10 protein-coding genes are annotated in these 14,998 nt (G+C 72.2%); 3 read left to right on the forward strand and 7 right to left on the reverse strand.

What is annotated here, in order from left to right; genetic code table 11:
- Nucleotides 1-2,490 carry a LuxR C-terminal-related transcriptional regulator gene (locus ACIPJ2_RS06465; RefSeq protein WP_402728072.1) on the forward strand — a complete coding sequence of 830 codons (2,490 nt, stop codon included), beginning with the start codon at nt 1-3 and terminating at the stop codon, nt 2,488-2,490.
- A 242-nt stretch (nt 2,491-2,732) separates the two neighbouring features.
- Here ACIPJ2_RS06465 and ACIPJ2_RS06470 read toward each other — a convergent pair whose 3' ends face one another.
- From ACIPJ2_RS06470 to ACIPJ2_RS06490, 5 genes are all read right to left on the reverse strand, one after another.
- On the reverse strand, nt 2,733-3,722 hold the full coding sequence (locus tag ACIPJ2_RS06470; RefSeq protein ID WP_402728073.1) for a LacI family DNA-binding transcriptional regulator: 990 nt from the start codon (nt 3,720-3,722) through the stop codon (nt 2,733-2,735).
- 136 nt (nt 3,723-3,858) lie between these two features.
- Complete coding sequence (locus ACIPJ2_RS06475) at nt 3,859-4,659, reverse strand: NAD-dependent epimerase/dehydratase family protein (protein WP_402728074.1); 801 nt, start codon at nt 4,657-4,659, stop codon at nt 3,859-3,861.
- A gap of 152 nt (nt 4,660-4,811) precedes the next feature.
- The gene (locus tag ACIPJ2_RS06480) at nt 4,812-6,881 is read right to left on the reverse strand and encodes a YhgE/Pip family protein (RefSeq protein WP_402728075.1); all 2,070 of its coding nucleotides are present in this window, start codon (nt 6,879-6,881) and stop codon (nt 4,812-4,814) included.
- Nucleotides 6,878-7,591, reverse strand: a complete 714-nt coding sequence (locus ACIPJ2_RS06485; RefSeq protein ID WP_402728076.1) for a hypothetical protein — start codon at nt 7,589-7,591, stop codon at nt 6,878-6,880. The genes ACIPJ2_RS06480 and ACIPJ2_RS06485 overlap by 4 nt, the downstream gene beginning before the upstream one ends.
- Complete coding sequence (locus ACIPJ2_RS06490; protein WP_402728077.1) at nt 7,588-8,229, reverse strand: TetR/AcrR family transcriptional regulator; 642 nt, start codon at nt 8,227-8,229, stop codon at nt 7,588-7,590. The genes ACIPJ2_RS06485 and ACIPJ2_RS06490 overlap by 4 nt, the downstream gene beginning before the upstream one ends.
- A gap of 206 nt (nt 8,230-8,435) precedes the next feature.
- Between ACIPJ2_RS06490 and ACIPJ2_RS06495 the strand changes: the two genes are divergently transcribed.
- Both ACIPJ2_RS06495 and ACIPJ2_RS06500 read left to right on the forward strand, forming a co-directional pair.
- Nucleotides 8,436-11,978 (forward strand): S8 family serine peptidase, encoded by a 3,543-nt coding sequence (locus ACIPJ2_RS06495; protein WP_402728078.1) that lies wholly within the window; start codon nt 8,436-8,438, stop codon nt 11,976-11,978.
- A gap of 111 nt (nt 11,979-12,089) precedes the next feature.
- Nucleotides 12,090-12,254, forward strand: a complete 165-nt coding sequence (locus ACIPJ2_RS06500) for a hypothetical protein (protein ID WP_281266854.1) — start codon at nt 12,090-12,092, stop codon at nt 12,252-12,254.
- Between the two features lie 112 nt (nt 12,255-12,366).
- Here the strand turns inward: ACIPJ2_RS06500 and ACIPJ2_RS06505 are convergent, their stop codons facing one another.
- Entirely contained in the window at nt 12,367-13,239 is an 873-nt protein-coding gene (locus ACIPJ2_RS06505) for a L,D-transpeptidase (RefSeq protein ID WP_402728079.1), read from the reverse strand.
- A gap of 74 nt (nt 13,240-13,313) precedes the next feature.
- Entirely contained in the window at nt 13,314-14,897 is a 1,584-nt protein-coding gene (locus ACIPJ2_RS06510; RefSeq protein ID WP_402728080.1) for a hypothetical protein, read from the reverse strand.
- Nucleotides 14,898-14,998 lie beyond the last annotated feature (101 nt).

The following is a 14,998-nucleotide window of genomic DNA, read 5'->3' on the forward strand; positions in this document are numbered from 1 at the left end:
GTGACCCCGCTCCCGCGCACGCAGGTCGGCACGACCGGACCGGTGGTCCGGCGTGCCGACGCGCCCGTCGTGCACCGGCCCCGTCTCGTCGACCGCGTCGAGCGCGCGCTCGACGACGGGTGCCCGGTCGTCGTCGAGGGGCCGCCGCGCGCCGGGGTCACGACACTCGTCGAGGACTGGGCCGACCGGACACGACGCACGGTGGTGGTCGTCTCGGCCGGCGCGGGCGACGAGGCGGTCACGTCCGCGGTGGCGGTCGCCGCCGCCGGTGACCCGGACGGGAGGCACGCCCTCCTCGTCGACGACGCGCACCTCCTCGGGGCGGCCGGCTCCCGTGCCGTGGTCGAGTTCGCCGCACACGGTGCGCTCGTGCTGGCGGGCAGGGTCCCCGGGCCCGACGGGATCGACGACCCGGTCCGGATCGGGCCGGGCGACCTCGCCCTCGACGCCGGGGAGACCGCCACCCTGGTCGGCCGTGCGGTCGGCGTCGTCGTGGCACCCGCGGTCGTCGCACGGGCGACGGAGTCCGCGGCGGGCAACGCCGGGGTGCTGGCCGCCGCGAGCGGGCTCCTCGCCGCCGAGGACCGTCCGCCCGTCGACGTGTCCGCCCGGTTCCGCCGAGCGACCGACCGCGCGGCAGCGCAATGGGTCGAGGCGACGCTCGACGACCCGGGGCTCCGGGACTTCGCCGAACGTGCCGCGACCGCCGCGCACGCCCCGGCCGACCTCGTCCGGCACCTGACCGGCGTGACCGACCTCGTCGCGCCGTACCGAGCCGCTGCCGCTGCCGGGCTCGGCGCTGCCGGGTTCGGCGCTGCCGGGTTCGGCGGCGACGACCAGACCGACGCGTTCACGTGGCACCCCGCGGTCGCCGCCGCACTCCGGCGTGCCGCCGCCCGTCGTGACCCCGAGGGGGTCAGGGTCCGCGCCGAGCAGGCGGTGGCGTGGTCGCTCGAGCACGAGGCGACCGTCCCGGCGATCGACGCCGCCGTGCAGCTCGGCGACCTCGACGTCCTCTCCGACGTCCTCGTCCGCAACTGGACCCGCATCACCGGACCGGGAGCACCGGCGGTCGCCCGCATCCTCGACCCGATCCAGCCGCGCCGAGCAGCCGACCACCCGGTGGTCCTCGCCGCGATCGCCCGGGCAGAGGCGGCCGCCGACCGGCACCACGCACGGGCATCCCGCGTGAACGCCGCCGTGCTGCCAGCGATCGCAGCGCGGACGTCCGGCCTCCCTGCCCACGAGCTGCCGTTCCTCGCCGCCGTCGACGCCCAGGCGCGACGCATCGCCGGCGACGACCGCGGCGCCCGTCGCGCCGCGGCGACCGTGGGCCGGGCACTCGCCGTGCTCGACGGTGACGGGCGCACGGAACTGGCACCGCGCCTCCCGTACGTCCTGCAGCAGGTCGCCGCGACCGCGCTGATGGACGGCGACACCGAGGGTGCCTTGGCGACGCTCGCCGGGATCGAGCCGGCGCCGGGGCCGGACGGACCGCTGCAGCAAGCCGCCGTCGACGGGCTCACCGCGTTCGTGCACGCCCTCGCCGGGGAGGTCGACGTCGCGCGCCGCCTGCTCGAGGCCGGCGATGCGCTCGACGTGCCCACCGGGGTCCTGGCGAGCGCCGTCGTCGCGCTCGAGGACGGCGACCCCGACCGTGTCACCGGGCTGCTGCGGCGCATCGATCCGCTCTTCGGCGCGTTCGAGCACTGGCCGATCGTGCTCGCGCTGCGTGCAAGGGCGACGACCATCTCGGGACGGGTGCCCCCGGCGGACCAGCTGGCGATGCACGACGCCGAGGTGCAGCGCTTCCGGCTCCGGAGCGCGGCGACCGGGGTCGCGGCGCGGTTGCTCGCGCGCTCCCGGATCCGCCTGCAGCTCGCGGCGGGGCAGCTGCGGCAGGCGGAGCGCTCCCTGGACGCGCTCGGTCCGGTGCGGGCGTGGACGGCGGCGGAGCACGTGGCGCTCGCGCTCGCCCGTGACGAACCGGACCGGGCGCTGCGCGTCGTCACCGCGGTGTCGGTGCGGTCCGGGTACGAGGCCAGGACGTCTGCGGTGCTCGTCCTCTTCCGGGCCGTCGCACTCCGGCGGACCGGGGACGTGCTCGGTGCCGTGGCGTCCTTCCGCGAGGCGCTCGACTTGTTCGAGCGGCACGGCATGCGCGGCGAGCTCCTGACGCCGCCGCGGGACGACGTCCTGCAGCTCGTCGAGGCCGCGGACGACCCGCGTGGGCGCGCCTACCTGGAGCCGTTGCTCGGGCTCAGGTCGGTGATGCCGGGGCCGGACGTCGCCGTGACGCTGTCGGGACGGGAGTCGGTCGTGCTCGGGCTGCTGGCGGAGCCGCTCAGCCTGCCGGAGGTCGCGGCGGAGCTGCACGTGTCGGTGAACACCGTGAAGACCCAGGTCAGGAGCGTGTACCGGAAGCTCGGGGTCTCCGGCCGCCGCGAGGCCGTGGAGCAGGCGCACGGCCTCGGGCTCCTCGGTCGCTGAGGGCAGCGGTTGGTCTCGCCCCGCCCCCGCTTCGCCCCGCCCCGACTCGCCCCGTCTCGCTTCGCCCCGCCCCGCTTCGCCCCGCCCCGCTTCGCCCCGCCCCGACTGGTCACGACACCCCGCCGGCGTCTCGCCCAGTGGTCGCAACCCGTCGGAGCAGGCGACGCGCACCGACCGATGGTGACCACTCGGCGGAGGTGAGCGGGGTGTCGTGACCGGGGGAGCCTCCAGGGCGGTGCGCGTCAGCGTTCGGCGGTGGTGCGGCGGGCGACCAGGCGGGGTTCCACCAGCAGTTCCGTCGCGGCGAGCGACGGGTCGGCGATGCGTGCGAGCAGACGCTCGCCGGCGCCTCGGCCGATCTCGACACTGCGGTCGTCGATGCTCGTCAGGCCCACGTACCGCGTCGCGGCGACCGGGGTGTCGTCGTAGCCGATGACGGAGACGTCCTCGGGGACCCGGAGTCCGCGTTCGGCGAGGGACGACATCGCGCCGAGCGCCATCACGTCGTTCGCGCCGAAGACCGCCGTCACGTCGGGGTGCTCGTCGAACAGCGCGGTGGCGGCACGGAAGCCGGCGTCCTCGGTGAGTTCCTCCGGCAGGGTGGACACGTGCACGGTGGCTGCCTCGCCGACGCCGTCGCGGAACCCGGCGAGGCGTTCGGTCGCGGCCGCCGAACGGGCGCCGACGAACCCGAGTCGGGTGTGCCCGAGGCCGATGAGGTGTTCGGCGGCCATCCGTCCGCCCGCACGGTCGTCGTTCGCCACGGTGTCCGCGCGGGGGATCGAGACCCGGCCCCCGGCGATGACGAGCGGGGTCGAGGCGGGGATCGCGAGGTCGGTGTCCGGTTCGCCGGCGATGACGAGCCCCTCGACGCGCATGGACAGGAAGCCCTCCACCGGGGAGGCGTCGAGTCCGGTGTTGAGGAACCGGTCGGCGACGACGAGGCGGTGCCCTTGGTCCTGCAGCGACTCGCGGAGCCCGGTGAGCAGATCCACGAACCACTGGTTGCGGAAGTCGTCCAGCACGACGCCGACGGTGCGGCTGCGGGTACCGGCGAGGGACACGGCGGCGGTGGAGGGACGGTAGTCGAGCTCTTGGATCGCCTTGAGCACTGCGGCCCGTCGTCCGTCGCTCACGCGCGGGGAGCGCTGCAGCACGAGCGAGACGAGCGACTTCGACACCCCCGCCCGGGCAGCGACGTCGTAGATCGTCGCGGGTTTCGCGTCTCCCATAGTCAGCATCGACCTCCGGCTTGCGTCCTTGCGATCGTATCGGTGTCCGACTGGGTGGTGTCGCCGCCGATGGCCCGCTCCATCCACGGCGCGCGGACGCGGGGCGGCGCGGACGCGGGGCGGGGCGGCTGGCGCGTCAGCTGCGCGGGTGTCCGAGCGGGACGTCCGCCAGGCCGCCGCCGAGGAACGTCATGTCCTCTGGCGGCAGGTCGTCCCGCTCATCGACGGGGAGCACCACCGACGCGTCGTCCCGGGGCCGGAACCCGATCCGCTCGCCCGCCGCGAAGTCCGCCGGGGCGCCCGTGTTCCGCGACACCGCCCACACGACGTGGTGCCCGGCATCGGTCAACGCCACCGTTGCCGCAACCAACCGGGCGAGGTCGTCCGGGGAGCTCCACATGAGCAACGCCCGTCGGGAGTCCGGCCGGTCCCCGAACGCCCCGATGCGTGCCGACACGATCGACATGTCGTACCGGTCGGCGAACAGGCTGCCGAGGAGCTCCATCGCAGCCTTCGTGAAGCCGTAGTACGAGTCCGGCCGGGGGAGTCGGTCGCCGGGGACGCTTCCGGCAGCGGCGTCCTCGGGTACCCGGCCGACGGCGTGGATCGAGCTCGCCTGCAGCACGCGGAGCACCCCGGAAGCCGCAGCGGCCTCGAGGACGTTCTTGGTCCCGGTGACGTTCGCGTCGATCAGGGCTTCCCAGGTGTCCTCCGTGGGGATGCCGGCCAGGTGCACCACGGTGTCGACCCCGGGGAGTGCGAGCTCGAGCGCGTCACGGTCGTTCACCGAACCCGGGACGAACCGCTCGCGCTCGCCGACCGCCGGGTCGGGCGGTCGTTCGTCGAGCAGCACGAGGTCGTGTCCGGCGTCGAGCAGCCTCGGGCGCAACGCGGTCGCGATGCGTCCGGCCGCCCCGGTGATGAGCAGCGTCGCCATGCCCGAGACCGTACGCGTGGCGGGGCGCGCCCGTCCGCTCCCGGCCGCCGGCGCGGATCGCACCCGCACAACGGAAAGCACTCCGCGCCATGGCGTTGCGTGGCGCGGAGTGCTTTCGGTTGTGCGAACGGGCGCCGGGAGCGCCCGGCCCGCTACCCGATCAGACTCGGGCGCAGGTCGCGCAGCGTGCGGGAGCGTCCCTGGCGGGCAGCGACCACGAAGGTGACGAGCAGCGCGCCGACGAGCCAGCACGCGAGCGTCCCCGCGTCCGACCACGCAGCACCCATCGACCCGCCGTACATCGTCTGCCGGAGCGCGTCGACCGAGTACGTCATCGGCAGCGCGAAGTGGAGCGCTGCCAACGGCCCGGGGAGCGTCTGCCAGGGGAACGTCCCGCCGGCCGTGACGAGCTGCACGAGCATGAGCACCAGCCCGAGGAACTGCCCGACGGAGCCGAGCAGCACGTTGAGCGCCATCAGGATCGCCGCGAACGTCGCCGACGCCAGCACCATCACCCCGATCGTCGCCCCGGCGTGCACCACGTTCAGGTCGAGTGCGAACCGCACGATGAAGAACAGCGCCACCATCTGCACGATCCCGAGCACCACGGGCGTGAGCCACCCGCCGAGGACGATCTGCAGCGGCTTGCGCACCGCCGTGATGGCCCGCTTGGAGATCGGCTTGAGGATGAGGAACAGCGCGTACATGCCGATCCACGCAGCGAGCGAGATGAAGAACGGCGCGAGCCCGGCGCCGTAGTTGTCCGCAGCCGCCACGTTGTCGTCGCCGACCTTCACCGGGTCGGAGATGACCGACGCCTGCGACTCTCGCTCGGACGCGTTCGACGCCGGGATCTTCGTCCGGCCCTCGTCGAGCTGTGACGCGAGCGTCGATGCGCCGTCCCGCAGCGAGTGCAGCCCCGTCGCCAGGGACTGCGCGCCGTCATCCGCGGTCGCGGTGCCGGAGGCCAGGGTCGCTGCGCCGTTCGACAGCGTCGGCGCAGCGGCGGCCAGTGCCGAGGTCCCGGAAGCGACCTGCGACGCCCCGCCCGACAGCGTCGACGCACCGGATGCCGCCGACGCGATCCCCGCGGTCAGCTGCGGGGCCGCGGCGTTCAGCTGCTGGGTGCCGGCGTAGAGCTCGCCGGAACCGTCCCGGAGCTGGTCGATCCCCTCGAGGCCGGTCTTCGCCTCGGCGAGACCCTTCTGCGTCTTCGGGTCCTCGAGTCGCGCCGTGACCCCGGCCTTGATCGCCGCCTGCGCCTCTGGTGTGAGGGTGATGCCCTGGTCGGTGACGGCCTGCTCGATCGTCGCGGTGAGGCTGTCAGCGGTCAACCCGTTGAGCGTCTCGAGCGCCGGGTCGGTCTGGCTCGCGAGCGTGGTGAGGTTGTCGGAGATCGTCTTCGCGCCGCTGTTCAGGCGCGCGGCCTGGTCCGGCAGGGACGCCGTCTGCTGCTGCAGTGTCGACAGGCCGGACGACAGCGTCGACGCACCCGAGGCGACCTGCTGCGCGCCGTCGTTCAGCTTCGTCGTCTGGGCGGGGAGCGAGGCGGTGCCGGATGCGAGCTGGGATGCGCCGGAGCGCAGCTGCGACGTCCCGGCAGCGAGCTGGTCCGCACCGTTCGACGCCGTGGTGGCACCAGAGGCGAGCTGCCCCGCGCCGTCGACCGCGTCCCCGAGGCTGTCGCGCACGTCGGCGAGCCCGACGAGCAGCGTCTTCGCGGCCTTCTTGCCGACCTGCTCGGCCACGGCGGTGCGCATGGTCTTGCCCGCCTGCTCCGCGATGGTCGAGGCGAGGTACGAGTTCGTGTCCGCCGTCGTCATCACGAGTTCTGCGCGCTTCGGGTCGTTCGACTGCGCCGACACCAGGGATTCCGAGAAGTCGTGCGGGATCGTCACGACGAAGTCGTACGTACCGTTGCGGACGCCGGAGCGGGCGTCGGCCGCGGATGTCTTCGACCACTTGAAGTCGCCGCCGTCGATGGCGCGCTTCGTGACGTCCTTGCCGTAGTTCACGGTGTCGCCGTCGAGCGTGGCACCGGCGTCCTGGTTGACGATCGCGGCCGGGACCTGGTCGAGCTTGGCGTAGGGGTCGCGGTTCGCCCACAGGTAGGCGCCGCCGTAGAGCAGCGGCACGACCATGAGCGCGATGAACGCGAGCCGTGCGAGCGGGGTCGCGGTGAGTCGCGCGAGTTCCGCGCGGATGAGCGAGGTGGTGGTCACGAGCGGCTCTCCAGGGATTCCGACGGGAGGCTCGGCTCGCCTCCGGTGGTGCTGGTCGCGTCATCGGGACCTTCGGGTACAGACGTGTCCTCAGCGGGCACGGGGATGGTCGCCAGGAGGCGCTCGGCGGTGGCCGCCGCGGCCTTCGAGGTGACGAGCAGGACGGTGACGCCGCGCATCGCGACGTCCCGCACGACGGCGAACCAGCCCTCGACGGAGCCGCCGTGGCGCTCCGGGGAGGTGATCACGAGGCCGGTGATGCCGTCGCGGAGCAGTGCGAGCTCGACGAGCAGCCGCACGCGGACGTCGGTCGGCACGCGCTGCACGTGGGTGTCGGCGTACGCGGTCATGCCGAGTTCGTCGAGCACGGTGTCGACGTGCTCGCGGGAGGGACGACGCCCGGCGAACGCGAGCTCTTCGCGCACGATCCGGCGGAGCGTCATCACGGGGAAGGGTTCGGCGATCCCGGGGGTGTCCACGAGCGCGAACGCCCGTCGGATCGCCGCGGGGTCGTCGTGTCCGTCGACGAGCACGCGTCCGGTCTCGGGCTTCATGCGGCCGCCGGCGACGAGCGACGCCAGGACCGGCGCCTGCTCGGTCTCGACGGCGACGATGCCCGGACGGTGCGGTCCGGCGACGGCCGACACGACGGGGAGGGCCGCGCCGGGCTCCTCGCCGATGCCGGCGTGGTCGATCTCGAGCGTGGTCATGCGAGGTCCTCTTCGGAGCTGATGGATTCGGTGAGGAGCGCGGTGCGCCAGTCGATGCCGGCCATCCCGAGTGCCGAGATGACGACCATCCTGCGCCCCTCGTCGTCCGGGGTTGCGGAGCGGGTGGCTTCGTCGAGCACGGCGATGCACGCCCCCTCGACCAACCGGCCGAGCGTGGCGGCATCGACGTCGTCGCGCATCGAGCCCTCGGCGATCCCGAGCGCACACGCGTCGCGGACCTGGGCCCTGAGCGGTGCGAACACCTCGGCGACGGACTCGCCGAACGGGCTCCTGACGGCGATGCGGGCCATCGAGCGGACGTGCGAGACCTCTGACCAGAGGGTGACCGCGATGGCGGCGATGCGGGCGGCGGGGGGCAGGTCGCCGAGGTCCGAGGAGGTCGGCATCGCGGCGGCGATCCGGGACGCCCCGGCGGTCACGACGGCGCGGACGAGGTCGTCGCGGGAGGGGAAATGTCCGTAGACCGCACGCCGGGAGAGCCCGGCGACGGCCGCGATCGACTCGATCGAGGCGTCCGGGTCCCGCTGCAGGGCGGTCTTCGCGGCGTCGAGCAGTGCGGCCCGGTTCTCGGTCGCATCGCGGCGCGGAGCGCGGACTGGAGCGTCAGGACTGGTCACGCCCCCCATCGTAATAACTTGCACACCGCTGTGCAAGATCGCAGGAAGGGGTACCCCCGAACGGGGGACGTCCCCCAAAGTGCCGACTCCCGCACCTGAGCAGCAGCACATAGCTTCTGAGCAATTCCCAAGCAACACGGACGGAGCCAGGAGTGCGCCCAGTGAACCGTGCAACACAGGACCCGAACACCCCCAACCCGAGACGCATGACCCGAGTCGTCACCGCGCTCGTCGCGGCCGGAGCCCTCGCCTGCGGCGGTCTCGCCGTCGGTGGCACGGCGTCTGCCGCGCCGGCCGGTGTCGCATCGGCCGACCTGAAGCTGTCGGCACCGCTGCGGAGCGCGAAGCCCCAGACGACGATCGCCGCCTTCGTGCGGACGACCGGCGAGGGAGCGCTCGCCGTGGACGCCAAGGCGAAGGGCGGCGACCTCACGCAGTCGAAGAGCCCGTCGGGCGCCGCGAAGCAGCGGCTGTCGGCGATCAAGTCGACGACCGAGGACGTCCGCGACGCCGTGCAGTCCGCCGACGCCGACGCGACCGAGCTCTACACGACCGAGTACACCGTCCCCGGTGTCGCCGTCGTGGCCGACGTCGCGGCGCTCCGCAAGGTCGCCGAGCGCTCCGACGTGGAGAGCGTCATCCCGCTCACGCCGAAGAAGATCGTCGACCCGACCGTCAGCGACAGCGCCGACGCTGCCCCGAGCGGCGTCGACCCCGACGTCGTCAAGCCCGGCGCCGACGGCGTCAGCCCGAAGAACGCGGCGAGCGACGTCTACACGCGTGCCCTCGACGCGTGGCAGCAGACCGGCCACACCGGCAAGGGCGTGAACGTCGCCGTGCTCGACACCGGCCTCGACTACACGCAGGCGGACTTCGGCGGCCCCGGCACGACGGAGGCGTACGAGCAGGCGCTCGCGAGCTCGAGCGCCCCGGACCCGAGCTGGTTCGACGCGAAGAAGTTCCTCGGCGGCTACGACTTCGCCGGCCCCACGTACAACGCGGACCCGGCCTCCCCGGCGTACGACCCGACGCCGAAGCCCGACGACAACCCGATCGACGGCAAGGGCGGCGACCACGGCACCCACGTCTCCGGCACCATCGCGGGCTACGGCCTCGACGCCGACAAGAAGACCTTCGAGGGGGACTACAAGAAGCTGACCACGCAGTCCGTGCAGGACATGTGGATCGGCCCCGGCACCGCACCGGAGGCCGGGCTCTACGCCCTCAAGGTCTTCGGTGACGGCGGCGGTTCGACCGACGTGACCGGCGCCGCGCTCGACTGGGTCGGCCAGGCACTGACCGAGGGCAAGGACATCAACGTCCTCAACCTGTCGCTCGGCTCCGACTACGGTGCGCCGGACGACCCCGACAACGCCAAGATCGACGCGCTCACCGCCCGCGGTGTGCTGCCGGTGATCGCCTCGGGCAACGCCGACGACTTCACCGACATCGGTGGATCGCCGGGCAACGCCGAAGGAGCCCTGACGGTCGCCGCGAGCGCCACCGGCCAGAGCCTCTACGACGGCGTCCAGGCCACCGCTCCCGCTGACGTCGCGAAGACCTACCGCGCGCAGTACTCGCAGAACTACCAGGGCACGCTGCCGGTCGAGGGTGACGTCGTCGTCCCGACCACGAACGTGGACGGCTGCGCTGCCTTCAGCGCGGACGAGGCCGCGAAGGTCAAGGGCAAGGTCGTCTGGCTGAAGTGGACGGACGGTGCGCTCGAGTGCGGCTCCGGTGTCCGGTTCAACAACGTCCAGGCCGCCGGCGGAGTCGGCGTCCTGCTCGCCGGGACGATCAACACCTTCGACAGCGGGATCGCGGGGAACGCGACCATCCCGGGTGCCGAGCTGACGGCGGACAGTGCTGCGAGCCTCCAGTCCGCTGCCCAGGCCGGGACCCTGCACGTGAAGTTCGCCGACGAGCTCAAGGGCTTCCAGCTCGCGACCGACGCCGAAGCCGTGAACACGCTCGCGCAGTTCACCAGCCGTGGTGTCCACGGGTCGTTCGACGACATCGTCAAGCCGGACGTCGCCGGCCCCGGGGTCAACGTGATCTCCGCGGCCAACGGCACCGGTGACGGACGCATGTCGATGAGCGGCACCTCGATGGCGACGCCGGACGTGGCGGGCATCGCCGCGCTGACGTTCGAGTCGCACCCGACGTGGTCGGCACCGGACGTCAAGGCGACGATCATGAACACCGCGACGCACGACGTGCGGGACGGTGACGGGAACGCGACCCTGCTGCGGCAGGGGACCGGTCGCGTCGACGCGCTGCAGGCGGTCACCGCCGGCACCACGGTGCGCAGCGTCGAGAACGACCAGCTCGTCACGGCGTCGTTCGGTGTCGTCGAGGTCGCCTCGCCGACCACCGAGAAGCGCACGCTGCAGATCAAGAACACCGACGGTCGGCCGCACACGTACGACGTGGCCTACGAGTCCCGCGTCGCGCAGTCCGGCGTCGCGTTCTCGATCGACAAGCAGCGCGTCACGGTCGTGCCGCACGGTACCGCCACCGTCACCCTGACGATGACGATCGCCGACCCGACGAAGGTCGGGCGCACCATCGACCCGACGCAGGAGTCGACGACGCTCGGGTACCAGCGCGAGTTCGTCGCCGCTGCGACCGGTCTCGTCACGTTCACGCCGACCGACAAGAAGCTCAACCCGCTGCGGATCGGCACCTACGCCGCGCCGAAGCCCGTGAGCGCCGTGCACGGTTCGGACGTGTCCTTCGAGAGCGACTCGACCGAGTCCTCGATCGCCCTGGCCGGCCGCGGTGTGACCGGAGCCCTCGTGGCCCCGTTCGTCCTCGGTGGGACCGACCCGCAGGAGTCGTTCCCGGACGGTTCGGCGAAGCAGTCGCTCCAGGCGGCGGACATCAGGGCCTACGGCGCGAACGCGTCGGACGGCACGCTGGCGTTCGGCGTCCAGACGACCGGTCCCGACGCCAACCCCGGCGCCGTGACCAACGTCGAGGTGCTCATCGACGCCGACCGTGACGGCACGCCGGACTACCTGGTGTACGACGCCAAGTCGGCCACGGTGGACGCCACGTTCGCGACGACGATCGACCTCGCCACCGGTGCGACGCTCGACTCGCAGCCGCTGAACGGGGGCGCCCCGGGTCAGGACGTCAACACGTTCGACAGCGCGGTGAAGGTGCTGACCGTCTCGCAGGAGGCGATCGGTGTCACCGGCGCGTTCGACTACTCGGTACTCACCGAGTCGGCGTACGCACCGGCACTGGCGACGAGTGGCTCGTACGTGGTCGACGACACGAAGTCCGCGACGTTCGACCCGTCCGCACCGGGTCTGTCGTTCGGGGGAGTCCTCCTCCCGGACAGCGGCTCGGTCCCGGTGACCCGCTCCGCAGGCACCTCGTCCGCGAGCGTGCTGCTGCTGCACCTGCACAACGCGGTCGGCGACCAGGTGGACACGGTGTCGGCGACGGTCGCTGCGCCGAAGCTGGCGCTCCGCGAGGGCAGTGCGGTCACGGTGTCCGGTACACCGAAGGTCGGCAAGCAGCTGACCGCCGGGCCGGGCGACTGGAACGCGCGGGGCGTGAAGTTCTCGTACCAGTGGCTCCGTGACGGGTCCGTCGTGGAGGGTGCGACCACGAAGAAGATCAAGCTGGGCACGTCGGACGTGGGGCACACGTTCCAGGTCCGCGTGACCGCCACGGCGAAGGGGTACCAGGACGGCACCGCGACCTCGGCGTCCACCGCGAAGGTGACGCGCAAGTAGCCGGACCGAAAGGGCCCGTGGATCGCCTCCACGGGCCCTTTCCATGTCCTCAGATGCGTGTCGCGGATATGTAGTTAGACAAACTAGCGAAACGGTGGCACGGTTGTCCTCATGCAGAACACGTTGTCGCAGCTCCGGCAGAACCCCGTCGAGTGGCGCCGTCGTGGCCTGACCCCGCCGGATGTCATCCAGGCGATGGTCAACGAACGGCTCGCCGAGCCGGGCCACAACGCCCCGATGACGAACCCCAGTTACGCAGACTTCTTCCGGTCCTGATCCCCGGCAGAAGAGACGCGCGGACGCGATCGGGTCGCGGCCGTGGATGAGAGCGACGGGAGGCACGGTGCCAGCTGGCACCGTGCCTCCTGGTCGTTCCCGTGGTCCGCGATCAGGCCGTGATCTGGACGATCGTCCCGAGCGGGAGCTTGTTGATCGCATCGACGGCGTCGCCGTCCAGTCGCACGCAGCCGTGCGACACCGCACCGCGTGCGGTCGATTCGTAGTGCACGCCGATCAGCCCGCCGTCCTCGCCGCCGTAGGGCTCGTCGGCTGCAGCGGAGTGCAGCGTCGTCAGGTTGATCTCGTGAACCGTCTGGTCCTGCGCCGGATCGAGGTAGCGCGCCTGGATGTAGCCGATCACACCGGTCGGGGTCGGCGTGCCACCCGCACCGACGCCTGCCGGGAACTCCTTGACGGTCTTGCCGTCCGCACCGACGATCGACACGGTCTGTGCGCCGACGGCGATGACCACGTGGTCCTCGAGCGAGGTCTTCTTCGTGAGCAGGTCACGGCGGATCCACGCGGCGCTCTGCGCGGCCGCCGCACCGTTCGTCGCCGAGGGCAGTGCCTGCCGCGCGGGGGTCATGACCATCGCCCAGTCACCGGAGAACTGGACCGGGACGACGACGGTCGGGTCGCCGAGGAAGTCCTTCTCCGCCAGTCGCGCGACGGGCTTCGTGCGGTCATCGCCGTAGAGCGGTGCGTCAGCACTGATCGTGTACGACTCGTCCGCGGTCTTCGGGATCGTCGACTCGTAGTAGGGGAGCAAGCCGCCGATCACCGCGTTGTACTGCGCCTGCGGCAGCAGGGCGACCTGTGCGGCGCTGGGGGCCTCGTACGCCTCGGCGGAGGGCGTCGCACTGCGCGTCGCGGTCGGCTTCGTGCCCGTGTCCTGCCCGGTGCAGGCCGTGAGCCCGAACGTCAGGAGCAGTGCGGCGGCGAGTGCAGTGCTCGCCGCGCGGACGGTGCTGGTGCGGGTCATGCGGTGGTTCCTCCGGTGGAACGCAGACGGGGGCACGACCGATGGTCGTGCCCCCGTCCGCGGATCTGGTGCGACTAGCCGGCGACGACCGGCAGGGTGCCGGCCGGACGGGTGCCGGTGGACGGCGTGGTGCCGGTGCCCGGCGTGGTGCCGGTGCCGGGCGTCGTCGCGACGGCCGGCAGGGTGATCGTGAAGTCGATCGTGTCGACGACGTTGAGGTCGGCGTCGACCTCACCCACGGTCAGGTCCTGCGTGGTGGCAGCCGAGTCCGAGAAGGTGCCCGTGGTGGTCCACGTGCCGTCTTCCTTCACGACCGTCGCCGGGGCGACGACGTCACCGTCCGCGTTCACGATCGCGATCGCGTCACCGGGGGTGCCGGTACCCGTGTAGGTCACCGTGCGGGAGTCGACCGTCGAGCCGTCCTTCGGGGTGACGAGCGTCAGCGGGGTGGCTGCCGGGGGAGTGGCGACCGCGGGCAGGTTGATGGTGAAGTTGACCTCGCCCTGGCCCTGGCCGCCACCGATCTGGTTGACCGACAGGTTCTGCACGACGGGGGCCGAGTTGCTGAAGGTGCCCGTGGTGGTCCAGGTGCCGTCGGCGCCGACGAGCACCTGCGGCGCGACGCGGTCGCCGGCCTCGTTGAGGGTGTTCACCAGGTCGCCGGGCGTGCCGGTCCCCGTGAAGGTGACGGTGCGCGAGTCGACGGTGGAGCCGTCGGTCGGGCTGGTCAGCGAGAACTGGTCCGCCGGAGCGACGGCCGGGAGCGTGATGTTCACGGTCGTGTCGCCGGCACCGCTGCCGCCACGGACGTCCGTGACACGGACGGCCTGCTGGCGCGCCGCGCTGTTCGGGAACGTGACGGTGGCGGTCCAGGTCTGGTCGGCACCCACGACGACGTTGCCGGTCAGGCGGTCGCCGTTCGCGTCGAGCAGGTTGATGGAGTCGCCCTGCTGGCCGGTGCCGGTGAAGGTCACGGTGCGGGAGTCGACCGTCGAGTTGTTCTCCGGGCTGGTGACCGCGAACTGTGCCTGCTGGGCCTCGGCGGCGGCCTGGAACGAGCCCTGCGCCTGGGTCTGGAAGCCGTTGTTCTGCTCGAGGATCGTGTAGGTCTTCGAGTCGGTGCCGGCGCTCTCCGGGATCTGGTAGGTGAGGCTCCAGTTGCCGTCCGCGGGGATGCGCACGCGGTTGACGCCACCGTTCGGCGGGTCGACCTGGACGGTCAGGCCCGGGGTGCCGGTGCCGGTCACGGTCAGCGTGCGACCGGAGACGGTGTGGGTCGAGACGGCGAACGTCGGCGCGGCCTGCTCGGGTGCGGCCGTGATCTGGACCGAACCGTCCTGGTTCAGACCGTTGAGCTGCTCGATCGTGTACGTCTGCGACGAGGTGTCGGTGCCCGGGATCGTGTACGTGATCGTCCACTTGCCATCGCTGGCGATGGCGTGCCGGGTGTTGCGGAAGTCCTCGTCGAGCTGGATGTTCTCGCCCGGGGTGCCGGTCCCCATGACCGTCAGCACGCGGCCGGAAACAGACTGGCTGGTGACCGAGAGGTCCGCCGGGTCTGCGTTCGCGGGGGTGGCGACGAGCGTCATGCCGCCGATCACGATCGCGGCGCAGGCCGGGAGGGCCAGCGCCTTCTTGCTCCAGAGAGCCTTGTTCATCGTCGAACTCACTTCCTGCACCCGATGCGGGCACGGTTGTGGCGCGTCCCGGCGTGCGCGCACGACGTTCCGCGGTTCGGCGCGCGGGCACGCCGAACGAG

This window comes from Curtobacterium sp. NPDC090217 (assembly GCF_044746705.1).
In the GTDB taxonomy this organism is placed as follows: domain Bacteria; phylum Actinomycetota; class Actinomycetes; order Actinomycetales; family Microbacteriaceae; genus Curtobacterium.